The 25,277-nt window shown below is 71.2% G+C and carries 22 protein-coding genes and 1 tRNA gene; 13 read left to right on the top strand and 10 right to left on the bottom strand.

From position 1 onward, the window contains the following. The first annotated feature begins 265 nt into the window (after window positions 1-265). The 8 genes from RV986_RS41010 to RV986_RS40975 all read left to right on the top strand — a co-directional run bounded on the left by RV986_RS41010 (window position 266) and on the right by RV986_RS40975 (window position 10,211). The gene (locus RV986_RS41010) at window positions 266-1,060 is read left to right on the top strand and encodes an MIP/aquaporin family protein (RefSeq protein ID WP_475922245.1); all 795 of its coding nucleotides are present in this window, start codon (window positions 266-268) and stop codon (window positions 1,058-1,060) included. 141 nt (window positions 1,061-1,201) lie between these two features. Further along, window positions 1,202-2,761 (top strand): glycerol kinase GlpK, encoded by a 1,560-nt coding sequence (glpK, locus tag RV986_RS41005; protein ID WP_475922244.1) that lies wholly within the window; start codon window positions 1,202-1,204, stop codon window positions 2,759-2,761. A 19-nt stretch (window positions 2,762-2,780) separates the two neighbouring features. Further along, the gene (locus RV986_RS41000) at window positions 2,781-4,397 is read left to right on the top strand and encodes a glycerol-3-phosphate dehydrogenase/oxidase (RefSeq protein ID WP_475922243.1); all 1,617 of its coding nucleotides are present in this window, start codon (window positions 2,781-2,783) and stop codon (window positions 4,395-4,397) included. 231 nt (window positions 4,398-4,628) lie between these two features. Beyond that, complete coding sequence (locus RV986_RS40995) at window positions 4,629-5,087, top strand: hypothetical protein (protein WP_475922242.1); 459 nt, start codon at window positions 4,629-4,631, stop codon at window positions 5,085-5,087. 65 nt (window positions 5,088-5,152) lie between these two features. Further along, window positions 5,153-5,824, top strand: coding sequence for a FadR/GntR family transcriptional regulator (locus tag RV986_RS40990; RefSeq protein WP_475922241.1), 672 nt, complete (start codon window positions 5,153-5,155; stop codon window positions 5,822-5,824). Between the two features lie 869 nt (window positions 5,825-6,693). Next, entirely contained in the window at window positions 6,694-7,683 is a 990-nt protein-coding gene (locus RV986_RS40985) for a PAC2 family protein (RefSeq protein ID WP_475922240.1), read from the top strand. 241 nt (window positions 7,684-7,924) lie between these two features. Continuing rightward, window positions 7,925-9,682: a S8 family peptidase gene (locus RV986_RS40980; protein WP_475922239.1), complete on the top strand. Its 1,758-nt coding sequence runs from the start codon at window positions 7,925-7,927 to the stop codon at window positions 9,680-9,682. 37 nt (window positions 9,683-9,719) lie between these two features. Continuing rightward, entirely contained in the window at window positions 9,720-10,211 is a 492-nt protein-coding gene (locus RV986_RS40975; RefSeq protein ID WP_475922238.1) for a hypothetical protein, read from the top strand. Window positions 10,212-10,297: 86 nt separating this feature from the next. Here the strand turns inward: RV986_RS40975 and mshC are convergent, their stop codons facing one another. From mshC to RV986_RS40955, 4 genes are all read right to left on the bottom strand, one after another. Then, a complete protein-coding gene (gene mshC, locus RV986_RS40970) occupies window positions 10,298-11,527 on the bottom strand; it encodes a cysteine--1-D-myo-inosityl 2-amino-2-deoxy-alpha-D-glucopyranoside ligase (protein WP_475922237.1) in 1,230 nt (409 codons plus the stop codon). 91 nt (window positions 11,528-11,618) lie between these two features. Then, window positions 11,619-12,446 carry an SCO1664 family protein gene (locus tag RV986_RS40965; protein ID WP_475922236.1) on the bottom strand — a complete coding sequence of 276 codons (828 nt, stop codon included), beginning with the start codon at window positions 12,444-12,446 and terminating at the stop codon, window positions 11,619-11,621. After that, window positions 12,410-13,000: a DUF3090 domain-containing protein gene (locus RV986_RS40960; RefSeq protein ID WP_475922235.1), complete on the bottom strand. Its 591-nt coding sequence runs from the start codon at window positions 12,998-13,000 to the stop codon at window positions 12,410-12,412. Before RV986_RS40960 ends, RV986_RS40965 begins: the two co-directional genes overlap by 37 nt. 121 nt (window positions 13,001-13,121) lie before the next feature. Continuing rightward, window positions 13,122-13,808 (bottom strand): histidine phosphatase family protein, encoded by a 687-nt coding sequence (locus RV986_RS40955; protein ID WP_475922234.1) that lies wholly within the window; start codon window positions 13,806-13,808, stop codon window positions 13,122-13,124. A gap of 98 nt (window positions 13,809-13,906) precedes the next feature. Here RV986_RS40955 and corA point away from each other — a divergent pair, with 98 nt between their 5' ends. After that, window positions 13,907-14,905, top strand: coding sequence for a magnesium/cobalt transporter CorA (corA, locus tag RV986_RS40950; protein ID WP_475922233.1), 999 nt, complete (start codon window positions 13,907-13,909; stop codon window positions 14,903-14,905). A gap of 186 nt (window positions 14,906-15,091) precedes the next feature. On the opposite strand, the gene RV986_RS40945 is transcribed toward corA, so the two are convergent. Both RV986_RS40945 and RV986_RS40940 read right to left on the bottom strand, forming a co-directional pair. After that, entirely contained in the window at window positions 15,092-15,880 is a 789-nt protein-coding gene (locus RV986_RS40945) for a ferritin-like domain-containing protein (protein ID WP_475922232.1), read from the bottom strand. A 215-nt stretch (window positions 15,881-16,095) separates the two neighbouring features. Continuing rightward, a complete protein-coding gene (locus RV986_RS40940) occupies window positions 16,096-17,151 on the bottom strand; it encodes an LLM class F420-dependent oxidoreductase (RefSeq protein WP_475922231.1) in 1,056 nt (351 codons plus the stop codon). 151 nt (window positions 17,152-17,302) lie between these two features. Between RV986_RS40940 and RV986_RS40935 the strand changes: the two genes are divergently transcribed. Continuing rightward, a complete protein-coding gene (locus RV986_RS40935) occupies window positions 17,303-18,289 on the top strand; it encodes an aldo/keto reductase (protein ID WP_475922230.1) in 987 nt (328 codons plus the stop codon). Then, window positions 18,286-20,562 carry a helix-hairpin-helix domain-containing protein gene (locus tag RV986_RS40930; RefSeq protein WP_475922229.1) on the top strand — a complete coding sequence of 759 codons (2,277 nt, stop codon included), beginning with the start codon at window positions 18,286-18,288 and terminating at the stop codon, window positions 20,560-20,562. The genes RV986_RS40935 and RV986_RS40930 overlap by 4 nt, the downstream gene beginning before the upstream one ends. An 87-nt stretch (window positions 20,563-20,649) precedes the next feature. Here the strand turns inward: RV986_RS40930 and RV986_RS40925 are convergent, their stop codons facing one another. Continuing rightward, entirely contained in the window at window positions 20,650-21,357 is a 708-nt protein-coding gene (locus RV986_RS40925) for a hypothetical protein (RefSeq protein ID WP_475922228.1), read from the bottom strand. 47 nt (window positions 21,358-21,404) lie between these two features. Here RV986_RS40925 and RV986_RS40920 point away from each other — a divergent pair, with 47 nt between their 5' ends. Next, window positions 21,405-21,593: a DUF5703 family protein gene (locus RV986_RS40920; RefSeq protein ID WP_054231126.1), complete on the top strand. Its 189-nt coding sequence runs from the start codon at window positions 21,405-21,407 to the stop codon at window positions 21,591-21,593. 128 nt (window positions 21,594-21,721) lie between these two features. Here RV986_RS40920 and RV986_RS40915 read toward each other — a convergent pair whose 3' ends face one another. The 3 genes from RV986_RS40915 to RV986_RS40905 form a co-directional block, all read right to left on the bottom strand. Further along, window positions 21,722-22,951, bottom strand: a complete 1,230-nt coding sequence (locus RV986_RS40915) for a chaplin family protein (RefSeq protein ID WP_475922227.1) — start codon at window positions 22,949-22,951, stop codon at window positions 21,722-21,724. Window positions 22,952-23,102: 151 nt separating this feature from the next. Continuing rightward, window positions 23,103-23,336, bottom strand: coding sequence for a chaplin ChpH (chpH, locus tag RV986_RS40910; RefSeq protein ID WP_475922226.1), 234 nt, complete (start codon window positions 23,334-23,336; stop codon window positions 23,103-23,105). A 176-nt stretch (window positions 23,337-23,512) separates the two neighbouring features. After that, entirely contained in the window at window positions 23,513-24,838 is a 1,326-nt protein-coding gene (locus RV986_RS40905; protein ID WP_475922225.1) for a M20/M25/M40 family metallo-hydrolase, read from the bottom strand. A gap of 189 nt (window positions 24,839-25,027) precedes the next feature. On the opposite strand from RV986_RS40905, the gene RV986_RS40900 reads away from it, so the two are divergent. Next, window positions 25,028-25,112: transfer RNA gene (locus RV986_RS40900), tRNA-Leu, on the top strand. The last annotated feature ends 165 nt before the right edge of the window (window positions 25,113-25,277 follow it).

Genomic DNA, 25,277 nt, shown 5'->3' with positions numbered 1-25,277 from the left:
TGTACGGGCGTCGGGACGCCCACCTCAAGATCGATAGCACACAGCAATCAATAACGATCGAGTTTTCGATAACAGAACCCTTGACGAGCTGGTAACACCAGAGCAAGACTCCCGTCCATCGGTCGGCATTGTCGAACACCTACCGGCAATACGAGTTAGAGTGTGACAACGCCATGGGCCGTCATCGCCCTCACCCCCGAGGGCGCGAACCACCGGAGGGACCCGGGGTTCGGCTTCCCCTGGACGAAGGACAAAGGAGTCGCGGGTGTCCAGCTCCGACATCTTCATCGGCGAGACCATAGGTACCGCCATACTCATCCTGCTCGGCGGCGGCGTCTGCGCCGCCGTCACGCTGAAGGCCTCCAAGGCCAGAAACGCCGGCTGGCTCGCCATCGCCTTCGGGTGGGGTTTCGCGGTCCTCACGGCGGTGTACACCTCCGCGCCGCTGTCCGGCGCCCACCTGAACCCGGCCGTGACGCTGGCGCTGACCATCAAGGACGGCGGCTGGGACAACCTGCCGGTCTACTGGGGCGGCCAGCTGCTGGGCGCCATGATCGGTGCCACGCTGGTGTGGGTCGTGTACTACGGGCAGTTCCACGCGCACCTCACCGACCCCGAGATCATCGGAGCCTGTGACGCGGAGACCGCCGGTGCCAAGTCCGTCGAGGCGGAGGAGAAGGGCGCGGGCCCCGTGCTCGGCATCTTCTCGACCGGTCCCGAGGTCCGTAACGCGGTGCAGAACCTCGCCACGGAGATCATCGCCACCATCGTGCTGGTACTCGCGATCCTCACCCAGGGTCTGAACGACAAGGGCAACGGCCTGGGCCCGCTGGGCGCCCTGATCACGGCCCTCGTGGTCGTCGCCATCGGTCTCTCCCTCGGTGGCCCCACCGGCTACGCGATCAACCCGGCCCGTGACCTCGGTCCGCGTATCGTGCACGCGCTGCTCCCCCTGCCGAACAAGGGCGGCTCCGACTGGAGCTACGCCTGGGTTCCGGTCGTCGGCCCGCTGATCGGCGGCGCGATCGCCGCAGGCCTCTACAACGTCGCTTTTGCTTAGAGCCCCCGGGTCCTCCGAGACCCCCGGGCCTCGGACCTCCTTGCACCGCAAGGTTTTCCGAGCCGTAAGCAATACGCCGTCAGGCCGTGAGCAACACGCCGTGAGCCAGCCTCTTTCATACGGAACCTTCAGGAGCACACCGTGACCGACGCACACACCGCCGGCATCGCTTCCCACGGCCAAGGGCCGTTCATTGCCGCCATCGACCAGGGCACCACGTCCAGCCGCTGCATCGTCTTCGACCGCGACGGACGCATCGTCTCCGTCGACCAGAAGGAGCACGAGCAGATCTTCCCGAAGCCGGGCTGGGTCGAGCACAACGCCACCGAGATCTGGACCAACGTCCAGGAAGTCGTCGCCGGGGCCATCGAGAAGGCCGGCATCACCCGCGACGACATCAAGGCCATCGGCATCACCAACCAGCGCGAGACCACCGTGCTGTGGGACAGGAACACCGGCGAGCCGGTCCACAACGCCATCGTCTGGCAGGACACCCGCACCGACGCGCTCTGCAGGGAGCTCGGCCGCAACGTCGGCCAGGACCGCTTCCGCCGCGAGACCGGCCTGCCGCTCGCGTCGTACTTCGCCGGCCCCAAGGCCCGCTGGCTGCTCGACAACGTCGAGGGCCTGCGCGAGCGCGCCGAGGCCGGCGACATCCTCTTCGGCACCATGGACAGCTGGGTCATCTGGAACCTGACGGGCGGTGTCGACGGCGGTCACCACGTCACCGACGTCACCAACGCCTCCCGCACCATGCTGATGAACCTGCACACCCTGGCGTGGGACGAGAAGATCGCCGAGTCCATCGGCGTCCCGCTGGCGATGCTGCCGGAAATCCGCTCCTCCGCCGAGGTCTACGGCGAGGTCACCGGCGGCCCGCTCGGCGAGCTGCTCGGCGGCATCCCGGTCGCCTCCGCGCTCGGCGACCAGCAGGCGGCCCTGTTCGGCCAGACCTGCTTCTCCGAGGGCGAGGCCAAGTCCACGTACGGCACCGGCACGTTCATGCTGATGAACACCGGCAGCAAGATCATCAACTCGTACTCGGGCCTGCTCACCACGGTCGGCTACCGCATCGGCGACCAGGCTCCGGTCTACGCCCTCGAAGGCTCCATCGCCGTCACCGGTTCGCTGGTGCAGTGGATGCGCGACCAGATGGGCCTGATCAAGTCCGCCGCCGAGATCGAGACCCTCGCGTCCTCCGTCGAGGACAACGGCGGCGCCTACTTCGTGCCGGCCTTCTCCGGTCTGTTCGCCCCGTACTGGCGTCCCGACGCCCGCGGTGTGATCGCCGGTCTCACCCGGTACGTCACCAAGGCGCACATCGCGCGCGCCGTCCTGGAGGCCACCGCCTGGCAGACCCGTGACGTCAGCGACGCCATGACGAAGGACTCCGGCGTCGAGCTGACCGCGCTCAAGGTCGACGGCGGCATGACCTCCAACAACCTGCTGATGCAGACCCTGGCCAACGTCCTGGACGCCCCCGTGGTGCGCCCGATGGTCGCCGAGACCACCTGCCTCGGCGCCGCCTACGCCGCCGGTCTCGCCGTCGGCTTCTGGACCAACACCGAAGACCTGCGCGCCAACTGGCGCCGGGCCGCGGAATGGACCCCCAACATGGACGCGGAGACCCGCGACCGTGAGTACAAGAGCTGGCTCAAGGCCGTGGACCGGACCATGGGCTGGCTCGAAGACGAGAACTGACGAGGAGTAAGAACCCGCAATGACCAGTCAGTCCACCCTGCAGACCGTGCCTGCCCTCGGTACGCACCCGGCCTCCGGCTCCAACCCGAGCCGCGCCGAGACCCGGGAGCAGCTCTCCAAGGCGACGTACGACCTTCTCGTGATCGGCGGCGGCATCCTGGGCATCTCCACCGCCTGGCACGCCGCGCAGTCCGGTCTGCGGGTGGCTCTGGTCGACGCCGGCGACTTCGCCGGCGCCACCTCCTCCGCCTCCTCCAAGCTGCTCCACGGCGGTCTGCGCTATCTGCAGACCGGCGCGGTGAAGCTGGTGGCGGAGAACCACTTCGAGCGCCGTGCGGTCTCCCGCCAGGTGGCCCCCCACCTGGCGAACCCGCTCACGTTCTACCTCCCCGTGTACAAGGGCGGGCCGCACGGCGCGGCGAAGCTCGGGGCGGGCGTCTTCGCCTACTCCGCGCTGTCGGCGTTCGGCGACGGCGTCGGCCACCTGCTGTCGCCGGCCAAGGCACAGCAGGACGTGCCGGAGCTGCGCACCGAGAACCTCAAGGCCGTGGCCGTGTACGGCGACGACCAGATGAACGACGCGCGGATGGCGCTGATGACGGTCCGCGCGGCCGTCGAGTCGGGCGCCGTCGTGCTCAACCACGCCGAGGTGACCGGCCTGCGCTTCACCAGGGGCCGGGTCACCGGCGCGGACCTCAGGGACGCCACGAACGGCGCGGAGTTCGGCGTCAACGCGCATCTCGTCCTCAATGCCACCGGTCCCTGGGTCGACCACCTGCGCAAGATGGAGGACCCGAACGCGGCGCCCTCCATCCGCCTCTCCAAGGGCGCGCACCTGGTCCTCAAGCGCACCTCCCCCTGGAAGGCCGCGCTCGCCACCCCGATCGACAAGTACCGCATCACCTTCGCCCTCCCCTGGGAGGACATGCTGCTGCTCGGCACCACCGACGAGGCGTACGAGGGCGACCCGGCGGACGTCGCGGTCAACGAGAAGGACATAGCCCAGATCCTGGACGAGGCCGCGTTCTCCATCCGCGACCAGCAGCTCTCGCGTGATCTGATCACGTACTCCTTCGCCGGTCTGCGGGTGCTGCCCGGCGGCCCCGGCGACACCTCGAAGGCCAAGCGCGAGACGGTCGTCACGGAGGGCCGCGGCGGGATGCTGTCCGTCGCGGGCGGCAAGTGGACCACCTTCCGGCACATCGGCCGTACGGTCATGAAGAAGCTGGAGTCGCTGCCGGGCCACCCGCTGGGCGAGGACTTCGAGCCGATCTCCGAACTGCCGAAGAAGCTGCCGCTGCCGGGTGTCGCCAACCCGCGCGCGGTCGCCCACCGCCTGCTCGTCGACGGCCCGGCGCCCGGCCCGCGCATGGGCGCCGACACCGCCAAGCACCTGGCGACGCACTACGGTTCGCTGGCCTTCGACATCGCGCGGCTGGCGAACGAGAACCCGGAGCTCGGCAAGCGCGTCCACCCGGACGCCCCGGAGATCTGGGCACAGGTCGTGTGGGCCCGCGACCACGAGTGGGCCGAGACGGTGGACGACGTACTGCGCCGCCGTACGACGCTGACGATCCGCGGCCTGGCCACGGACGAGGTCCGGGGCAAGGTGCAGGACCTGCTCGACAAGAAGTGACCGGACCCCGGAACCGGATTCCGGGCAGATGGTCCGATCGGCTTGAGGGGCGGCTCCCACGGGGGGAGCCGCCCCTCTGCGTGCGCCGCCATGGCAGAGCACCCGTCAGCCCCCCGAATGCCTCGCGCGCCCCCTGCCTCCGTACCGCGTTCGGCCGCTCGCACTACGGATGCCGGATACAACGGCGAACGGCACAAGACAGGACCAATCGGACCTGGGGGATCGGGCACGATGGGCGGCTGGTGGCGGAGTGCGCGCACGCGGCGGCGCGCGGTCTTCGGCGTGTGCGCGGCGGCGCTCGTGGCACTCGTGGCCGTGGTGCACGACGCGCACGACGAGAACACCGCGGGTGTGCTCGTCTCCGTGATCGCCGCCGTGGTGTCGGTGGCCGCGTTCCTCGCGGACGCGCTGCGCGACGGCGCGGACGCGCCACGGCGGTCCGCCGACGTACGCCGACGTACGCCGACGGACCGCCGACGCCCTCGCCGAGGCGGTACGGGAGCAGTGGGCGGCCGAGGCCAGGCTGCGCAGGCTGCAGGACCCCGGGCCGCTGGACGTCCGCTGGGCCCCGGCCGACCGGGGGCTCGCCGACCATCCGGAGAACATCCGCCAAGGGGTACCGGTGTCGAGCGGCCGGTCGACGGCCCGTCGGCGCAGGAGTGCCTCGACATTGCCCGTTCACCCTGGTGACCCCACATAATGGGCTAAGACATCGGATGTCTCATCGGCATCCGGAGTGAACAGGGAGGTCCGCCATGGCAGTCACCGATGAGGCGATCGAGAAGATCAAGGGCATGATCGTCTCCGGCACGCTGCGCCCCGGCGACCGGCTGCCCAAGGAGAGCGAACTCGCCGCCGACCTCGGGCTGTCCCGCAACTCCCTGCGGGAGGCGGTGCGCGCCCTCTCCCTGATCCGGATCCTGGACGTACGGCAGGGCGACGGCACATACGTCACCAGCCTGGATCCCCAGCTCCTGCTGGAGGCGCTGAGTTTCGTCGTCGACTTCCACCGCGACGACACCGTGCTCGAATTCCTGGCGGTACGCCGGATCCTGGAGCCCGCGGCGACGGCGATGGCCGCGTCGAGGATCAGCGAACAACAACTGGACGCGCTGGCCTCCCAGTTGGACGCGCTGGGCGCCGCTCCCTCGGTGGAGGAACTCGTCGCCTGTGACCTGGAGTTCCACCGGGGTATCGTGCAGACCTCCGGGAACTCGGTCCTGTGCTCGCTGCTGGACGGTCTGTCCGGGCCCACCACCAGGGCCCGCATCTGGCGCGGTCTGACCCAGGAGGACGCGGTCAGCCGCACCCTGCACGAGCACCGGGCGATCCTGTCCGCGCTGCGCGACCGCGACGCGGAGGCGGCCCGCTCCTGGGCGACCGTGCACATCGCGAGCGTGGAGCAGTGGCTGCGCTCGACCCTGTGAACCGGCCCCCGTGAACTCGTGAACTGATGTCCGGAGCCGGGCGGCAGGACGAACGGGGTCCGCGGGCACGCCGTCCGTACCCATGGCACTGGCCGACAGCAGCCCGCGGCCGCGATTCCTGTCAGCGATCACTCCGGCCGCCGCCGGTGTTCCGCCGTCGGTGAGCCGACCGAGCACGAGGTCGGCGGAGACCTCGGGAGCGACGGCGGCCGCGGCCGGCGGGGTGATCGCCAGGGCGCACCGCGACCACCGGACTCCAGCGTCGTGCGGCCGGGGTGTCCGCGCCGCCCGGTACTCCGCGGGACGGCTCGACAGCACCTCCGGGTGCGGTGCGACCAGGAGTGCTCCTGCGGTGCCGAGGCCGTACAGAACCAGGAACAGGTACAAGTACAGGAACGGGTACAGGAACAGGTACAGGAACAGGTACAGGAACAGATCGACGATCCCGGTGCGCCGTACGCGGAACCTTGGAGCGACTCCGTTCACCCCAGGAAGGGTTCCGCAGCGGTCCACCGCCCGTCGCCGATTCGCCCTACCGCCACACGAGTGAGTGAAAGGCGCTGGTCAGCCCCGCCGCACCGACCCCTCACCGCTCGCGCGGTGCCCCGGTTCGCTCACGCGTGTGTCCCGTACCGCTCGCTGGACATCGGACCTCTCATGGTCGTCCGATGTATGACACGGTCTCCGGGCATGGTCCGGGGCTCTCGGTGGGGTTGGCGGGGAACAGCTCGGATGACTGCCGGGTGTTTCGAGGTGACGAACGGGGCAGTGATCCGTTCACTCCCCCGTGCAAGGGGGCTGCGGAGGCCCCCTCGGCACGCCGTAAGGTTGGGGCGTACGTAAAGGGGCACGTCGGAAGGAGGCGCTGGGTGATCGAGCTCGAGGGGGTTCCCGAGCTGATCGACCCGGTCATGGTGGCCGCGTTCGAGGGCTGGAACGACGCCGGCGACGCCGCCTCCACCGCGGTCGCGCATCTCGACAGGGAGTGGAAGGGCGAGGTGTTCGCGGCGCTGGACGCCGAGGACTACTACGACTTCCAGGTGAACCGCCCCACGGTGTGGCTGGACGGCGGGGTACGCAAGATCACCTGGCCGACCACGCGCCTGTCGGTGGTCCGGGTCGGCGGCGAGAAGCCGCGTGACCTCGTGCTGGTCCGCGGGATCGAGCCGTCGATGCGGTGGCGCTCGTTCTGCAACGAGCTGCTCGGCTTCGCGCACGAGCTGGGCGTGGAACTGGTGGTGATCCTGGGCGCATTGCTCGGCGACACCCCGCACACGCGTCCGGTGCCGGTCAGCGGGGTCACGTCCGATCCGGACCTGGCCCGCACCATGGATCTGGAAGAGACGAAGTACGAGGGTCCGACGGGCATCGTCGGCATCCTCCAGGAGGCGTGCACGCACGCGGGCGTACCGGCGGTCTCGCTGTGGGCGGCCGTACCGCACTACGTGTCGCAGCCGCCGAACCCGAAGGCGACGCTGGCCCTCCTCAACCGGCTGGAGGACCTGATCGACCTGCGCATTCCGCTGGGCGAGCTGCCCGAGGACGCGCGGGCCTGGCAGCTGGGCGTGGACCAGCTGGCCGCCGAGGACAGTGAGGTCGCCGAGTACGTGCAGACGCTGGAGGAGGCCCGGGACACCGCGGAGCTGCCGGAGGCGTCGGGCGAGGCGATCGCGCGCGAGTTCGAGCGGTATCTACGGCGGCGGGACGGCGGCGGTCCGGCGGGCCCCGCCCCGGGCGGCCACGCGACGGCGGACGGCAGTGACAGCTCCTCGTATCTGCGGGACAACCCCGGCGGTCGTACGAAGCCGCCGAAACCGCCGAAGGCGGAGCCCGAGGAGGACGACTCCTCGGAGGACTGAAAAAGGCACGACTCCAGCGGAAGGGGCGGTGCGCCTGGCGCGCACCGCCCCTTCCCTGTGTCAGGACAGGTCCTTTCAAGCCGAATTGCACAGGTTTCCCCATTCAACTTGTTTTCAAACCGAGTTGACGAAGACGGGGTGGACGAGTCGTCGTGGGCGTGCCAGGTTGTGCCCCGAAGGCGCGGCCCGGGGACGGGAGTTGACGGCCCCACGGCGACCGAACCGAAGGGAGCGGTGTGCGATGAGCGATCAAGTACAGCCGACGCAGGATCCGGGGATGTCCGGGCCGGGGCCCGACGGAGCGGGATTCACCTATCGAGGAGCCGAGCAGCAGCTGATCGTCGTCGCACGCCCCGAGGCCCGGCTGCGCGCCGGGGGCGAGGGTGTCCGTTCGGCGGCGGGTGCCGACGTATCGGCCCTCACCATGTTCCTCGGCGACGAACAGCTCGCCCTGGAGCCGCTGTTCGGCAGCGAGGAACGACTGCGGCAGTCCGCCGCGGCGAGCTCCGGAAGCGGGCCCGACCTCGCGCTCTTCTACCGGGTGCGCGGCGGCGGGAGCCGCCTTCAGGAGCTGCGGTCACGGATCGCCGCGCTGCCGGGGATCGACACGGCGTACGTGAAGCCCGGCGCCCTCCCCGCCTCGGTGGGGCGAGCCACGCAGGGCGCGGCGAGCACGGACGACGACCGGCAGGACGACCGGCAGAAGGAAGGGGCGCCCGTCACCCCGGACTTCACCAGCCGCCAGGGCTATCTGTGTCCGGCGCCGGAGGGCATCGACGCGTACTGGGCCTGGCTGCGGCCGGGCGGTACGGGCCGGGGCGTGACGGTGATCGACGTGGAGGGGGCCTGGCAGCTGGGGCACGAGGACCTGACCGGGAAGCTCGCGGGAGTCGTCGTCGGCACGCCGCTGACCGACCTCGCCTGGCGCAACCACGGCACCGCCGTCATCGGGGTGATCGGCGGCGACCGGGGCGGGTCCGGGATCACCGGCATCGCGCCGGAGGCCGTGACCGCGGCCGCGTCCTTCCAGGGCATCGGCACGGCGGCCGCGATCCACGCGGCGGCCGAGCGGCTGGGCCCCGGTGACATCCTCCTGGTCGAACTGCACGCTCCAGGGCCGCGGTTCGACTTCGAACAGCGCGACGACCAGCGGGGGTACATCGCGGTCGAGTGGTGGCCGGACGACTTCGCGGCCGTCCGGTACGCGACCGCCAGGGGCGTCCTCGTGGTGGCGGCCGCGGGCAACGGCGCCGAGTCGCTCGACGACGCGGTCTACGAGCGCCGCCCCGCCGAGTTCCCCGCGTGGTGGCGCAACCCCTTCAACCCCGCCAACCCGTCCTCGGGCGCGGTCCTGGTCGGTGCTGGCGCACCGCCGCCCGGCACCCACGGCCGCGACCACGGCCCGGACCGCTCGCGGCTCGCGTTCTCCAACTACGGGGCGCGGGTGGACGCACAGGGCTGGGGACGTGAGGTCACGACGACCGGCGGCTTCTGGGACCGGCCCGGCGACCTGCAGGGCGGGGCCGAGGAGATCGGCTGGTACACGGACACGTTCTCCGGGACCTCCGCCGCCTCCCCGGTGGTGGTCGGCGCTCTGGCCGCGCTGCAGGGCATGCTCAAGGCGGCGGCTCAGGAACCGATGTCCCCGGAGCGTGCCCGCGCGGTGCTGCGGGCCACGGGGTCCCCGCAGCAGGACGCGCCGGGCCGGCCCGCCTCCCAGCGGATCGGCAACCGGCCGGACATCAGGGCGGCGGTCACCCGGCTGCTGCCGGAGGCGGTCGGCTCGGGCCAGGCCGAGCGGTACTGGGACGAGCTGCTGCCGTACCCGCGCGAACTCCCGCCCAGGCTCCGGCTGTTCGTGGCCGGTGCCTGGCGCAACCTGAACCACCCGTCCCCCGAGATCCGCCAGGCGGTGCACTCCGCCTTCGCGGGCGGGCGGGCCGACGTACGTGTCTGGTTCTCGGACGACGAGATCGTCGGCCTGGTGGTCACGGGCTGACGTACGCATTCGATGATTCACGGAAGGTGGCACCCGTATGAGCACCACCCCGCAGACGAGTCAGCAGCAAGGGCACCAACAGGGCATCCAGCAGGGGCAGTCGGGGCAGCAGGGACCGAGCACGGCGCCGCCCCAGCAGTTCGGGCAGCAGCAGCACTTCGGGCAGCCGATGCAACAGCCGTTCGGCCCGCAGCAGATTCCGCAGCATCTGCAGCAGCAGCTCCGGCAGATGGGTCAGCAGCAGCCGTTCCAGCAACTGCTCCAGCAGCTCGGCGGGCAGCAGCAACAGCAGGCGCAGACGGTGGCGCTGGTGAGCGGGATCGCCCAGCACTTCTGGGACGTGGTCACCCCGCTCCCGGGCCAGCCGTCGATCCTCTACCTGCTCATCGACAACGCCTGGCGCCCGCTGGTGAACCCCAACCAGGTGACGCACGACGAGGTCCAGCGGGCCTTCGCCCACGGGCAGCAGGTCATCGGCATCTACGACGCCAACAGCGACGCCGTACAGGCCGTCATCGTGACCGCGTGACGGCCCGCACGGTCTGACGTGGGGGCGCCGGACGGTACGACCGCCCGGCACCCCCACACATGGGAGTACTCACACCCACGGAAGTACTACAGGGCAACGCCCAGGAGGGCGTCCACGGCGCGGGAGACGACGCCAGGGGCGCCCTCGTCCGTGCCGCCCGTCCCGTGCTGGAGCGCGGCCCAGCGGTCGACCGCGGCGAGCGCGGCCGGGGCGTCCAGGTCGTTCGTGAGGGCCGCGCGGATCTCCTCGACGAGCGCCTCGGCGGGCGGGCCGTCGGGCCGCGACACCGCCGCCCGCCAGTTCTCCAGGCGCGCGACCGCCTCCGCGAGGACGGTGTCCGTCCACTCCCAGTCGGCGCGGTAGTGGTGCGCGAGGAGCGCGAGCCGGATGGCGGCCGGGTCGACGCCGTCGCGGCGGAGCGCGGAGACGAAGACGAGGTTGCCCTTGGACTTCGACATCTTCTCGCCGTCGAGGGCGACCATGCCGGCGTGGACGTACGCCTTGGCCATCGGGAACTCGCCGGTGAGCACCTGGGCGTGCGAGGCGCCCATCTCGTGGTGCGGGAAGGCGAGGTCGGAGCCGCCGCCCTGGACGTCGAAGCCCATCCCGAGGTGGTCGAGGGCGATGGCGACGCACTCGATGTGCCAGCCGGGCCGCCCGCGCCCGAGCGAGCCCCCGTCCCAGCTGGGCTCACCGTCCCGGGCCGCCAGCCAGAGCATCGGGTCGAGCGGGTTCTTCTTGCCCGGACGGTCCGGGTCACCGCCCCGCTCGGCGGACAGCAGGCGCATCGCGGCGGCGTCCAGGTTGGACACCTTGCCGAAGTTGGGGTCGGACTCGACGGAGAAGTACACATCCCCTTCGAGTTCGTACGCCGCGCCCGCGTCCCGCAGCCGCTCGACGAGCGGCACGATGCCGGGTATCGCCTCGACGGCGCCTATGTAGTGCCGCGGCGGCAGCATCCGCAGGGCGGTCATGTCCTCCCGGAAGAGGGCGGTCTCCTGCTCGGCGAGTCCGACCCAGTCGACGCCGTCGCGCTCCGCCCGCTCCAGGAGCGGGTCGTCGACGTCGGTCACGTTCTGGACGTAGTGAACCTGCCGCTTGGTGTCGAGCCACACGCGCTGAACGAGGTCGAACGCGTTGTAGGTCGCCGCGTGACCCATGTGGGTCGCGTCGTACGGCGTGATGCCGCAGACGTAGATACGGGCGACGGGACCGGGGGCGAGTGTGACGAGACCGCCGGTCGCGGTGTCGTGGATCCGGAGGTCGCGGCCCTCACCAGGCAGGGCGGGGACGTCAGAAGCGGGCCAGGCATGCATGTCATGAGCCTAACCGGACGGAACTTCCGTATACGAACCGGATCAGCCCCGATGACCTGGAACACACCCTTGCACGAGGCCGAGCCATGTGTCACACCGGCGGCCACGGGATCGCCGGCCACTCCCCGCTGGGCTCCGGGTGCTTGCCGGACGTGAGCATCGTCACGACACGCGCGCGCGTGGCATCGACTTCGGCAGGTGTGATGAGTTCGGCCAGCCGGGTGGCGAGCGGGCCGCCCGGTGCCAGGCCGTCCCGCAGGGCGGTGAGGACCCCGACCGCCTCCGGGGTCAGCGACTCCCCCGCCCAGCCCCACAGCAGCGTGCGCAGCTTGTTCTCGGCGTTGAAGGTGACCCCGTGGTCGATGCCGTACAGCCGTCCCTCACCCGCGGGCAGCAGATGCCCGCCCTTGCGGTCGGCGTTGTTGATCACGGCGTCCAGGACGGCGAGGCGTCGCAGCCGCACGTCGTCGGCGTGCACGAGCAGCGCGGTCTCCCCCTCGCCGACCTCCGCGAAGCCGATGGCCTTCCAGCCCTCCGCCGGCTCCTCGTCCTCCACCAGGGCGAGCAGGCCGTCCCCGCCGTCCTCGGGCGTGGCCTCGATCCACAGCTGGCACATGCCCTCGCCGTACGGCCCGTCGCGCAGCACGGTGGTCGGCACGAGCCCCCAGCCGGTCGCCTCGGACACCTCGTACGCGGCGACCTCGCGCTGCGCCAGCGTGCCGTCGGGGAAGTCCCACAGGGGCCGCTCCCCGGCGACCGGTTTGTAGACGCAGTGCGCGTCCCGGCCCTCGTACGACACGGAGCAGTACAGCACCGCGTTCGAGGCCTCACGGATCCGTCCGCGTACCTTCAGCTCGCCCAGGGCGAGCAACTCGGCCGTGGTCACGCTCCGCGGCGGTATCCGTTCTGGCGCGGACATACGTGTCCTTCCGGGTCGAGCGGGAGGCTGCACAGCGGGCAGGGCGGCCGGCCCGCGTTGACGACGTCGAGAGCGCGCTTGGCGAAGGCCCTGGCCTGCGCGCCGGTGAGCCGGACGCGGAGCATCGGCGGACCGTTCTCCTCGTCCTGGAGCAGCCTCTCCTCGGCCTCGGCGAGGTCCTCGTCGGAGTCGGCGTCGAGCTCCACCAGCGCCTGCGCCTCGACGATCATGCGCTGCTCGTCACCGTCCCAGGCCAGCGCCATGGTGCCGACCCGGAACTCCTCCTCCACGGGGGTGTCGAGGGGGGCGGTGTCGGACACCTCGGTGGGGGCCACGGCCGGGACGGGGGCGCTGCCGCCGGTGCGCCGGACGACCTCGTCGAGGAGCTCGTCCATACGCTCGGCCAGCGCGGCGACCTGGGTCTTCTCCAGGGCCACGCTGGTCACCCGGGGGCCCGAGGAGGCCTGCAGGAAGAAGGTACGGCGCCCGGGCAACCCGACCGTACCGGCCACGAAGCGGTCCGGGGGGTCGTAGAGGAACACCTGACGGGACACGTCCTGTCTCCATTGGAATCGGCATGTGGACCGGCTGACTGCGTCGGCCCGCATCGGCTGCTGAGAACTTGCTGACAACTACTGCGCTGCTTCGACCGCCTCACCCTACTGCGGCCGACGATCACGGTGCGCCCGCACCGCCACCGACCGGGGCGTCTCCACTCGGGGCCTCCTCGCGCGGCGCCAGGGAGGTGAGGTCGCCGGTGTCCCCGAGGCGGACGAGGAAGGGACGCAGTCGTGTGTAGCGGATCGCGGTGATGGAACACGGTTCTACAGAGATCCGCTGGAAGAGATCGAGATGAAGTCCGAGTGCGTCCGCGACGAGGGACTTGATGATGTCTCCGTGCGAACACATGACGTACACGGCGTCGCCGCCGTGATCGCGCTCCACGCGCGCGTTCCACTCGCGCACCGCCTCCGCGGCCCGCGTCTGCATGGCCCGCATCGATTCCCCGCCGGGGAACGCGGCCGCTGAAGGATGTGCCTGAACGACCTCCATCAGCGGTTCGCCCGCCAGCTCGGCGAGCTTGCGGCCGGACCAGTCGCCGTAGTGCGCCTCCCCGATCCGCTCGTCGGTGTGCGCGCGCAGTTCGGGGCGTGCGTCGAGCAACGGCTGCACGGTCTCCTGGCAGCGCTGCAGGGGGCTGCTGACGACCTCGGAGATGGGCAGCGCCGCGAGCCGCCCGGGCAGCGCCGCGGCCTGCTGGGCGCCGCGCTCGTCGAGGGCCACGCCGGGCGTCCAGCCGGCGAGCAGCCCAGCGGTGTTGGCGGTCGAACGTCCGTGGCGAACGAGAATCAAGGTGGGCATGCGGCCCAGCGTAAACGGGCGGCTCGGGAACCCGGACGGGCCTGTGGACAACGGTGGCCGGAGTGCGGCACCGGCCGGGTGGCGGAAGAATACGCTCCGTGATCGTCGACTCCGCCGTCTACCGCGACGGGCACCGGGCGGAGGCTCCCGAGGACCTCTCCGACGCCCTGGCCGCGGCGCGCGCCGTGGGCGACGCGTTCCTGTGGATCGGGCTGTACGAGCCGACGGAGTCGGAGTTCGACCTCGTCACCGAGGAGTTCGGGCTGCATCCGCTGGCGGTCGAGGACGCCCTCAAGGCGCATCAGCGGCCCAAGCTGGAGGTGTTCGACGACTCGTTGTTCATGGTCCTCAAGCCGGTCTTCTACGAGCCGGAGAGCGATGCCGTCACCACCGGCGAGGTCATGGTCTTCGTCGGGGACTCCTTCGTGGTGACCGTCCGGCACGGCGAGGCGTCGCCGCTCACAGCCGTACGGCGGCGTCTGGAGGCGGACCCGGAGATGCTCCGGCACGGGCCGACGGGGGTGCTCTACTCGATCGCCGACGCCACGGTCGACCACTACCTGGAGGTGGCGACCGAACTGCAGACGGACCTGGAGGAACTGGAGGCCGAGGTCTTCTCGCCGAGCTTCGGGGGCTCGCGGCACACCGCGTCCAGGATCTACACCTTCAAGCGGCAGATCCTGGAGTTCCGGCGGGCGACGGGCCCGCTGGCCGTTCCCCTGAACCGGCTCTCGGGTTCGGGGACCGCCGGCACGGGGGTGCCGTTCGTGAGCGACAAGGCCCAGCCGTTCTTCCGCGACGTCAACGACCATCTGGCCCGCGTGAACGAGTCGGTGGAGGGCCTGGACCGGCTGGTGTCGGACATCCTCGCGGCGCATCTCGCGCAGATGAGCGTGCGGCAGAACGACGACATGAGGAAGATCTCCGCGTGGGCGGCCATGGCGGCGGTCCCCACCATGATCGCCGGGATCTACGGCATGAACTTCGACCACATGCCCGAGCTGCACTGGTTGTGGTCGTATCCGGCGGTGATCCTGGCGATGGTGGCGCTGGAGATCGCGCTGTACCGCCTCTTCAAGCAGCGCGGCTGGCTGTAGACGGAGCCGGCTGTGGCCGTGCGCGTGCCGACGTACGCGCCGCGCGCGAAGCACCACACACCTTGACGAGGCGGGGAGCGCACTTCCCGTCCAGCGTGCGCGCGGTCCGCGCTCGCGCGTCCGGCACGGGACGGGCGCTCTCGGCGCACAGCGGCGCCACGGCAGTGCTCGTGCCCGGGGTGCGGATCAGGCGAACTCGGGTGCCGTTGTCGCGGGGCCGCCCAGCGCGTCGCGGCGCTCGGGCATCTTCAGCGAGACCATCCGGCGCCAGCCGGCGGCACGCTCGTAGACGTAGACGGCGTGGATACCCGCGGTGAGCATCGCCGTCCTGGTCCTCGGCCAGCCGAGGATGCGCCCCATGTGGGCCATCACCGCGAGGCTGACGTCACGGTAGACGCGGATCTCGGCGAGGGCGCATACGCGCAGCGTCCGCTGGATGGCCCGGCCGTGTCCGGCGGACGCGAGGCGCAGCAGTTCCTCGTGGCAGTAGGCGAGGTGGTTGTCCTCGTCGTTGGAGATCATCCGCACCGCGCGGCCGATGTCGGAATGGTCGGCGAAGTGCTTGCGCAGCAGCTCCATCTGCTCGGAGGCGCGCTGCTCGGTGACCCTGCTGTGGGCGAGATAGGTGACGACGTCCGGCACGGTCAGCGGCTGCTCGCATTTGAGCTTGTCGTGGGCGAGGCCGATGCCGTGCCGTTCCAGGAGCATCGTGTAGTCGGTGTCGGCCGGGACCGCGATCGGTTCGAGACCGCGCTTCTTTATGAGAGCGTTGAAGATCCGCCCGTGTTTGTCCTCGTCGGCGCCGTGCCGGGTGATCTTCGGCGCGAGTTCGCGCGCACTCTCCGGTACGAGCGCGGCGATGCGCCCGTTCTCCCATCCCCCTTGCGACTCCCCGCTGGCGGCGATGGAGCAGAAGAGCCGGAACGACTCGTCGTTGTCGAGGATCTCCTGAAACAGGCTCTTGGCCGAAAGCATCACTCGCACCCTCTCTGCAGGCCTCCGCAGAAAACGAGTCAAATGGGATGCCAGGAGCGCGGCAACCGATGTGTCGGACAAATCCGCCGAACGACGGATGACGGGGGAGGCCCGGGCGCGTAACCGAGCGGGCACCCACGCGTTGTTCCCGGTGACGGCCGTGGCGGGGAAGACCCCCCGAGCCCCCACCACGGCCGCAGAAAATCTCCTGCCCGTTACGCCAGACCGGCCCGCTCCAGCGCGTCCGAACCCGCGCGGAGCGAAGCGATCCGTTCCTCCAGCGTGAAGCCCGCGGGCGACACCGTGAGCGTGGTCACCCCGGCCGACGCGTACGCCTTCATCCGGTCGGCTACGCGCTCCACGGAGCCGAGCAGGGTGGTCTGGTCGATCAGCGCGTGCGGAACGGCGGCGGCCGCGCCCTCCTTGTCGCCGGACAGGTACTTGTCCTGGATCTCGGCGGCCTCCTTCTCGTACCCCATGCGCTGGGCGAGCTGGTTGTAGAAGTTCTGCTTGCGGCTGCCCATGCCGCCGACGTACAGCGCGGTGTAGGGGCGGAACGTGTCGGCGAGCGCCGGCACGTCCTTGTCGGCGCCGACGGCGAGCGGCAGCGTCGGACAGACGTCGAAGCCCTCCATGGTCAGGCCGGCCTTCTCGCGGCCCGCGCGCAGGTACCGGAGCGCGGTGTCCTCGATGTGTTCGGCCGAGGGGAAGATCAGCAGGGCGCCGTCGGCGATCTCACCCGTCTGCTCCAGGTTCTTGGGGCCGATCGCGGCGATGTACAGCGGGATGTGCTCGCGCTGCGGGTGCACGGTCAGCTTGAGCGGCTTGCCCGGACCGCCCGGCAGCGGCAGCGTCCAGTGCTCGCCCTCGTACGACAGACGCTCCCGCGTCATCGCCTTCCGTACGATCTCGACGTACTCGCGGGTGCGGGCGAGCGGCTTGTCGAACTTGACGCCGTACCAGCCCTCGGAGACCTGCGGCCCGGAGACGCCGAGGCCGAGGCGGAAGCGGCCGCCGGAGAGCGAGTCGAGCGTCGCGGCGGTCATCGCGGTCATCGCGGGCTGCCGGGCCGGGATCTGGAAGATCGCCGAGCCGACGTCGATGCGCTCGGTCTTGGCGGCGACCCAGGTGAGCACCGTTGCCGCGTCCGAGCCGTAGGCCTCGGCGGCCCAGCACACCGCGTATCCCAGTCGGTCGGCCTCCTGGGCGACGGCGAGATTGTCCGCGTCCATTCCGCCGCCCCAGTAGCCGAGGTTGATCCCAAGCTGCATGGCCGATCCCCTTACCGATCAGTAACGTCCCTTGTGCCGGAGACCCTAGCGCGCTGGTGGGCGCGGCGGCAGGCACCGGTTCCGGGTCTGATCATCCAGGTTGCCCACAGAGTCCCCACGGCGCGAGTTATGGCCAGTAATCTCGGCGTCCATGGAGCAGAGGCATCTCGGCCGTACCGGCCTGCGTGTGTCCCGGATCGGACTCGGCACCCTCACCTGGGGGCGGGGTACCGACGAACATGATGCCGCGGACCTGTTGAAGGTCTTCTGGGAGGCGGGCGGGAACCTCGTCGACACCGCGGACGTGTACGGGGACGGGGAGTCGGAGTATCTGCTCGGACAGCTCATAGAAGGGCTCGTGCCGCGCCGCGACCTGGTCATCTCCACCAAGGCGGGCAGTGTGCCCGACCCGGACCGACGGTTCGACGGCTCGCGCGGGCACCTCCTGGCGGCGCTCGACGCCTCGCTCCAGCGGCTCGGCACGGACTATGTGGACCTGTGGCACATCCACGCCTTCGATCCGGACACTCCGTTGGACGAGACCCTCCAGGCCCTGGACCTCGCGGTCAGCAGCGGGCGCGCGCGGTACGCGGGGGTGTCCAACTTCTGCGGCTGGCAGCTCGCCAAGGCGGCGACCTGGCAGCTCGCCGCGCCCGGGACACGGACCCGGATCGCCAGTACGCAGATGGAGTACTCGCTGCTCCAGCGCGGCATCGAGCGGGAGGTGCTGCCCGCCGCCCTCGACCTGGGCGTCGGTCTGCTGCCCTCCTCCCCGCTCGGGCGCGGCGTCCTCACCGGGAAGTACCGGGGCGGCAGCACGCCGTCCGACTCCCGGGGCGGCTCGGAGCACCTCGCGCCGTTCGTCGCGCCCTATCTCGACGAGGCGGCGAGCGGCATCGTGGACGCGGTGACGACCGCGGCGGACGGACTCGCGGTGACACCGCTGCAGGTCGCCCTCGCCTGGGTCCGCGACCGGCCCGGCGTCGCCGCCCCGATCGTCGGCGCGCGCAACGCGCAGCAGCTCACGGCCGCGTTGTCAGTGGAGACCCTTAGTCTTCCTGACGAGATCTGCCGGGCGCTCGACGATGTGTCGGCGCCGGTGCACCACTATCCCGATCACGACTGGAGCACGCTGTGAGCACGGAGCCCGAGACCACGGAGGAAGCGGAGCCGGGGACGCCGGTCGCGAGCCCTGCCGACGGCCCGCGGGCCACGGGCACCGCACCCTCCGGGGGCGAGGACCTGGCGGACGACGACTCGGTGGACGAGGGCTCGGCGTCGGACACCGGCACGAACCCCGCCGCGGACGGTGCCGTCGAGGGCGCGGCGGACGCCGCCAAGCTGTCCGAGGCCGAGGCCGAGTTGGCGGCCCAGCGCCTGGAGCGGGAGCGGATCGAGCGGCGGAAGGCGGAGAAGCAGGGGCCGATCACGGCCGGGGCCAAGCTCAGCGGGAAGGCCGCCGATCTGCTCGCCGCGGTGCGGGCGGTGGAGAGCGGCGAGAAGCCCGTGGCCACCGCCTTCCGCGAGCCCGAGCCGGCGCCGCGGCGGGCGGCCGCCCCGGAGCCCGTGCGGCGCCCGCAGACCGTGGCCGCACCGCCGCAGATCGTGACCGCACCGCTGCAGACCTCCGGCGCGGCCGCGCCGGAAGCCGTCGCGGCCGTGCGCGCCGTGCTGACCGGGGGCGGCGCACCCGACGCGCTCGCACCGCAGGTCCTCGCGGCCCTCGGCGAGGGCGCGGGCGAGCAGCTGCGCGAGGACCCCTGGCAGTTGCTGCGGGTCGCCGGGGTGCGGCCGGAGCAGGCCGACGGGTTCGCCCGGGCACTGCTCGGCGCGGAGTGCGGCCCGGACGACGAGCGGCGCGGCCGGGCGGTCACCGTATGGCTCCTCGAACAGGCGGCCCTCGCCGGACACACCGCCCTCGACGCCCCGGCGCTCACCGCCGCACTCGCCCAGCGCGCGGTGCCGGACCCCGACGCGGCCGTGCAGAGCACACTCGCGGAGGGCGACGCGCTGGTCTTCCAGGACGCCCTCGACACCGCGCCCCCGGTGCCGGAGGAGGACACCGAGGAGCCCGCGGAGCGCCCGGTCCGCGTCCTCGTCGGCCTGGAGCGGTATGCGCTGGCCGAGGAGAGCCTCGCCGACGGACTGGCCCGGGTGATGAACTCGGTGCCGAAGGCGGACGGTTCCGCCGACGGGTGGGAGCGGGCCGCCACGTCGGCCACCCGCTCCGCCGCGGAGCTGATCCGCGCGGTCGCCGGCCACGGTCTGGTCCTGCACACCGGCGGGGACGCCTCCCAGGCGGAGGCGGCTGCGCTGCTGGATGCCGCGCGGGGCCTCGGACTGCGCGGCTGGGCCGTCACGCACACCACCAGCGGCCGAGACCGCTGCACGGCCCGGACGGCCCCGCACGACCTGCCGGACGACCCCGCGGGCGACCCCGTGGCCGGGCCGGGCACCGGTGTCGCCACCGTCGCGGGCCTCCTCTCCGGCGCCGAGGGCCCGGGCCGGGACCCGGACGGCGCCTTCGATCTCGACCTCCTCGTCGTCCTGGACGCACCGCAGCTGGACGTCGAGACGGCGGCGATGCTCATCGAGTCGCTGCCGGACGGCGCGCGCCTGGTGCTGAGCGGGGACCCCGGGGTGCTGTGGTCGGCGGGTCCGGGGCGGGTCTTCGCGGACCTGCTCGCCGCCCGGGTGTGCCCGCAGGTGGCCTCGCGGACGCCGGACCCCGGTCCCATCGGCGAACTGGTCTCCGGGGTCGGCATCGGCGAGCTCAACCAGGTCGAGGCGCCCGGCAAGGAGGTCGCGATCGTCCCGGTTCGCGACGCCGGCGAGGCGGTGCACCGCACGGTGCAGCTGGTCGCCGACTCGGTGCCGCGCGCGCTCGGCATCCCGGCCGAGCAGACCCAGGTGATCGTTCCGGGGCACGGCGGCGCGGTCGGCACGCGCGCGCTGAACACCGCGCTCAAGGAGCGGCTGAACCCGGGCCCCGGCCGCTTCGGCGGCTTCGACCCCGGCGACCGTGTCGCGTACTCCCCCGTGCCGGGTCGTACGGTGCCGGGTCACGTGGTGAAGGCCGACGCCGAGGGGCTGCACCTGGAGTGCGCGGGTCTCCCCGTGGTCGTACCGAAGGAGCGGGTGGAGCAGTCCGTACGGCACGGCTGGGCGGTCACGGCGCACCAGGCGGTCGGTCTGCGCTGGCCCGCCGCGGTCGTGGTGCTCCCCGGCGACGCCGCGGCGGCCCTGACCCGCCCCTGGGTCTACACGGCCTTCGGCCGGGCCGAGCGCCACCTCTCCGTGGTGCACGGGGTGGAGCAGGCCCTGCAGCGGGCCGTGGCCGAGGTCCCGCAGAAGCCGCGCACCACCCGTCTTCCGATCCTGCTCAAGCCACAGGTCCCGGCGGCGGGCTGAGCCCCGCACGGAAAGTGGCGGCCACCGGGCTCACGGTGACCGCCACCTTCCTGTGACGGGGTGCTCAGCGATCCTGTGCAGCGGTGCTCAGCGATCGGCGTCCAACGGCTCCAGATCCCCGTCCTCGTCCAGCTCGGAGTCCGGACCGAGGTCGTCCTCCAGCTCGTCCTCGTCCGACTCGTCGTCGAAGACCGCGCTGACGTCGAAGCGGCAGACCACGCGCTGCGGGTCGATCCCTTCGAAGGGGGTCTCCAGCCACTCCCCGGGGTCGGCCGGCTCGTCCGCGGCCGTGACCCAGAGTGTGGAGTCGCCCTCCTCAAGGCCGAACTCCTTGTGCCGGGAGGCGATCTCGTCCGGTTCGAACTCGCCGAACAGGACGCCGAGCGCCCCGTGCACCGTGCCGGCCGCCGCGTCGAAGCCCGCGGCCGCGGTGGCCCCGTCCTCCTCCACGGCCTCCACCCGCTGGGCCTGTGCCAGCAGTCGCTGCGGCTCCACCACCGCGTAGTCCCGGCGGATCAGCACGCTCAGCGCGTTCGGTTCCTCGGGGCCCGTGTAGGGCGGCAGCGTGTCGTCGCTGCCGGGGATTTCGAAGGGCGTGACCTCGTCGTAGCGGTCGTAGAGCAGCTCGTCGTACTCCTCGGCCGCGGCGGCCAGCTCGTTGAACGCCTCGTAGACGGCCGGGTCGTCATCGCCCGACCGGCGCTCGACCGCGGCCAGGTGGCGGTCGAGTGCGGTCTTGACAGCCTCGGCGGCGGCGCGTACCTCGGCAGCGGTGGGCTGCACAGCATCAGACATAGTGCAGACGCTATCCGTACACGGCCTCTGCCCGCACAATAGATGCGATGCCGGAATACGAATTTGTCGACGTGTACGTGCCGCGCGGGGTCTCCCGCAAGGAGACGACACGCCTGCTGACGGACCATGCCGAGTACGGACACTGGGAGTTGGACCGCCTCAGCCTGCACCCCGACGGCAGCCGCAAGGTGCGGTTGCGCCGGCGGATCATCCGCCAGGTGCGCGCCACGTGGTGAGCGAAAGCGGCTGAAACGGAACGGGCCCCGGCAGTGCGGGGCCCGATCCGTTCGCTTCGTCACAGGAGACGTCCGTGGCGAAGCGATGACGCCTGCCCCGGTTCGTCCCTGTCTCTCGCCGTGCCGGTCTACGCTCCCGCGCGGGCCCGGCGGTAGAGCAGGGCACCCGCGAGGAGCGCGCCCGCGCCCGCCGGGATCACCGCACCGAGCGGCAGATCACTGCCGGTGTGCGCGAGCTGCGCGGGGCTGTGCGGCGGGGAGACGTTGTCCGTCCCCGGGTGGTTCGGGTACGAGGCGGGCGGCGTCCCCGGGTGACCGGGGTGCCCCGGCGTACCCGGGTTTCCAGGATTCCCGGGCTGACCCGGGTTCCCCGGCTGACCGGGGTTACCAGGCTGACCCGGATTGCCAGGCTGCCCCGGGTTACCCGGCTGACCGGGGTTACCCGGCTGACCCGGGTTACCCGGCTGACCCGGGTTACCCGGCTGACCCGGGTTACCCGGCTGACCCGGGTGCCCAGGATTGCCCGGCTGTCCCGGATTCCCCGGCTGACCCGGGTTACCAGGCTGACCCGGGTGCCCAGGCTGACCCGGGTGCCCAGGATTGCCCGGCTGTCCCGGATTCCCGGGCTGACCCGGGTGGCCGGGGTGACCAGGCTGACCCGGGTGCCCAGGCTGACCGGGGTGACCCGGCTGACCGGGGTGGCCCGGGTGGCCGCCGACGGGCGGGTTGTTGATGTGTCCGCCGTGCCCGACGCCACCGTTCACGCAGTCGTTGCCCAGCGCGCCGTTGCCGACCCCGACCACGTTCACGCTGTTGCCGCAGACGTTGACCGGGGCGTCGATCGGCGCCTGGATGTGGTTGCCGGAGCCGACGCCCGGCGAGTGACCGGCGTGCCCACCGGCGTGGGAGCCACCCCCGGAATGCATACCACCGCCTCCGTGACCGCCACCACCGTAGCCACCACCGTAGCCACCGCCCTCGTGACCACCGTAGCCACCGCCCCCGTGGCCGCCACCCTCGTGACCGCCGTAGCCGCCACCCTGGTGACCGCCCCCGTAGCCACCGCCTCCGTGACCGCCGTAGCCCCCTCCGTGACCGCCGGAGGGCGCCCCGCCGCCATGGTTGACGCATGTGTTGCCGATCGCCGGGTTGAGCACCCCGACGACGTTCACGGTGTTGCCGCAGACGTTGACCGGCACATGCACCGGCGCCTGCACCGTGTTGCCCGACAGCACGCCGGGTGAGTCCGAACTGGAGCCGCTCGCACCCGAGTCGGCGTGTGCGTAGCCGCCGGTCGCGGCGAGTACGCCGGTCGCGGCCGCCACGGTCATCAGGCCCTTGCGGGTGACCTGTCGCATAGCTGAATTCCCTGCCTTAGCCCTTGGCTTGGACCATCCGGAACGCGCACGCATCCGTCCAGTGCGTGCGCCGAAAGCCGGTCGGCCCCGGAGCGCATGGCGAGCGCTCCGAGGCCGACGGGCTCAGACCCTCATGGGGTGAGGCACAACGTCACTTGTTGATGCAGGTGTTGCCGAAGGCGGGGTTCAGCAGCCCGATCACGGAGACCGTGTTGCCGCAGACGTTCACCGGGATGTGAACGGGCACCTGGATGACGTTGCCGGAGACGACACCCGGGGAGTGCAGAGCGGCACCCTGGGCACCCGAGTCGGCGACGGCCAGGCCCGCACCCGCGAGAACCAGACCACCAGTAGCAGCCGCAGCGGCGACGACCTTCTTGATCATTATTCCTCCTTGTAGGCAAATGCGATCCCAAGCAGCGGATCGCATCACCTGTAACGAGGAGGGAGTACTAGAGCTACGAGCTTATGGTCGCATTCACCCGTCCCGGGTGATCTCCGTACGCACGGGCGAATGCGGGCGTCAACACCTCACGAACTCGGACCTCACGACCTCGAACTTCACGACGCCTCGATGAATCGGTCGAGCACCCGTACGCCGAACTTCAGCGCATCCACCGGCACCCGCTCGTCGACCCCGTGGAACATGCCCGCGAAGTCCAGCTCCGGCGGCAGCTTCAGCGGGGCGAAGCCGAAACAGCGGATGCCGAGGTCGGCGAAGGACTTGGCGTCGGTGCCGGCCGAGAGCATGTAGGGCACGGCGCGCGCGATCGGGTCCTCGGCGGACAGCGCGGTCTGCATGGCGTCGACCAGCGCCCCGTCGAAGGTCGTCTCCAGCGCCTTGTCCGCGTGCACGTCCTCACGCCTGACCTTCGGCCCGAGGACGCGATCGAGATCGGCCAGGAACTCCTCCTCGTACCCCGGCAGATAACGCCCGTCGACGTGCGCGGTCGCCTGCCCCGGAATCACATTGACCTTGTAGCCGGCGCCGAGCTGGGTCGGATTGGCGGTGTTCTGCAGAGAGGCGCCGATGAGCTTGGCGATACCGCCGAGCTTGGCGAGCGTCTCGTCCATGTTCTCCGGGTCGAGCTCGGTGCCGAGCGCGTCACCGAGCTCGTCGAGGAAGTGCCGCAGCGTCTTCGTCACCCGGACCGGGAACCTGTGCCGCCCGAGCCGCCCGACGGCCTCGGACAGCTCGGTGATCGCGTTGTCCCTGTGGATCATCGAACCGTGCCCGGCGGTGCCGTCCACGGTCAGCTTCATCCAGTGCATGCCCTTCTGGGCGGTCTCCACGAGATACAGCCGCAGCTTCTCGTTGACGGTGAAGGAGAACCCGCCGACCTCGCCGATCGCCTCGGTCACGCCCTCGAAGAGGTCGGGGTGCTTGTCGACGAGGTGCCGCGCCCCCCACGTACCACCGGCCTCCTCATCGGCGAGGAACGCGAGGACAATGTCCCGCGGCGGCCTGCGCCCGCTGCGCAGCCGGTCCCGGACGACCGCCAGCGTCATGGCGTCCATGTCCTTCATGTCGACCGCCCCGCGGCCCCACACCATGCCGTCCGCGATCTCGCCGGAGAAGGGGTGGTGGGTCCAGTCCACCGCGTTGGCCGGTACGACGTCGGTGTGGCCGTGGATGAGCAGCGCGGGGCGCGAGCGGTCCTCGCCCTCGATGCGGGCCACCGTGGAGGCACGGCCGCGGTGCGACTCGAAGATCTGCGGTTCGAGTCCGACCTCGGCCAGCTTCTCGGCCACGTACTCCGCGGCCTTGCGCTCACCCGGCCCGGAGTGGTCCCCGTAGTTGCTGGTGTCGATCTGGATCAGCTCGCGACAGAGGTCCACGACCTCGTCCTCGCCAGAGACACTCCTGGCCGTGTTCGACTCGCTCACGCTGTTTCCTCCCACTGTCACTGCTGGTGGTCCCCCCCTCATCCTCTCCCCCACCCCCACCCCGCCCCAAGGCCGGACCCGGCCCGTCACACGCCGTTCACGCGGCGACGGGGCGTGATCGGAGGCCCTCGAAAGCCTGGTAATGTTTTCCCTGTCGCCGCGAGGGGAACCCCGCGCGACAGACACCTTGTCCGGGTGGCGGAATGGCAGACGCGCTAGCTTGAGGTGCTAGTGCCCTTTATCGGGCGTGGGGGTTCAAGTCCCCCCTCGGACACACAGAGAAGTGAGGGCCGCGACCACCAGGTCACGGCCCTCGTTCGTTGTGCCGGTCACGGCTCCCCGGCAGCGCCCAGCACGGCCCTAGCTCGTCGTGTTCGCCGTGTTACGGACAGATGTGGGGCAGATCTCGTCAGGATGACATACCCCCATGTCAGAGCAC

The sequence above is a fragment of the Streptomyces sp. RLA012 genome (genome assembly GCF_056270325.1).
Note: the sequence above shows the minus strand (reverse complement) of the source record. Positions and strands in the feature narration are given on the sequence as shown.

Excerpts from the sequence above, each read along its gene's own strand:
- RV986_RS40980 (WP_475922239.1), top strand. The coding sequence starts at position 7,925 with ATGAGCGATCAAGTACAGCCGACGCAGGATCCGGGGATGTCCGGGCCG.
- RV986_RS40935 (WP_475922230.1), top strand. The coding sequence starts at position 17,303 with ATGGAGCAGAGGCATCTCGGCCGTACCGGCCTGCGTGTGTCCCGGATC.
- RV986_RS40925 (WP_475922228.1), bottom strand. The coding sequence starts at position 21,357 with ATGTCTGATGCTGTGCAGCCCACCGCTGCCGAGGTACGCGCCGCCGCC.
- mshC (WP_475922237.1), bottom strand. The coding sequence starts at position 11,527 with ATGCATGCCTGGCCCGCTTCTGACGTCCCCGCCCTGCCTGGTGAGGGC.
- chpH (WP_475922226.1), bottom strand. The coding sequence starts at position 23,336 with ATGATCAAGAAGGTCGTCGCCGCTGCGGCTGCTACTGGTGGTCTGGTT.
- RV986_RS40955 (WP_475922234.1), bottom strand. The coding sequence starts at position 13,808 with ATGCCCACCTTGATTCTCGTTCGCCACGGACGTTCGACCGCCAACACC.
- RV986_RS40945 (WP_475922232.1), bottom strand. The coding sequence starts at position 15,880 with ATGCTTTCGGCCAAGAGCCTGTTTCAGGAGATCCTCGACAACGACGAG.
- RV986_RS40975 (WP_475922238.1), top strand. The coding sequence starts at position 9,720 with ATGAGCACCACCCCGCAGACGAGTCAGCAGCAAGGGCACCAACAGGGC.
- RV986_RS40920 (WP_054231126.1), top strand. The coding sequence starts at position 21,405 with ATGCCGGAATACGAATTTGTCGACGTGTACGTGCCGCGCGGGGTCTCC.
- RV986_RS40995 (WP_475922242.1), top strand. The coding sequence starts at position 4,629 with ATGGGCGGCTGGTGGCGGAGTGCGCGCACGCGGCGGCGCGCGGTCTTC.
- RV986_RS40965 (WP_475922236.1), bottom strand. The coding sequence starts at position 12,446 with ATGTCCGCGCCAGAACGGATACCGCCGCGGAGCGTGACCACGGCCGAG.
- RV986_RS40915 (WP_475922227.1), bottom strand. The coding sequence starts at position 22,951 with ATGCGACAGGTCACCCGCAAGGGCCTGATGACCGTGGCGGCCGCGACC.
- RV986_RS41000 (WP_475922243.1), top strand. The coding sequence starts at position 2,781 with ATGACCAGTCAGTCCACCCTGCAGACCGTGCCTGCCCTCGGTACGCAC.
- RV986_RS40940 (WP_475922231.1), bottom strand. The coding sequence starts at position 17,151 with ATGCAGCTTGGGATCAACCTCGGCTACTGGGGCGGCGGAATGGACGCG.
- RV986_RS40990 (WP_475922241.1), top strand. The coding sequence starts at position 5,153 with ATGGCAGTCACCGATGAGGCGATCGAGAAGATCAAGGGCATGATCGTC.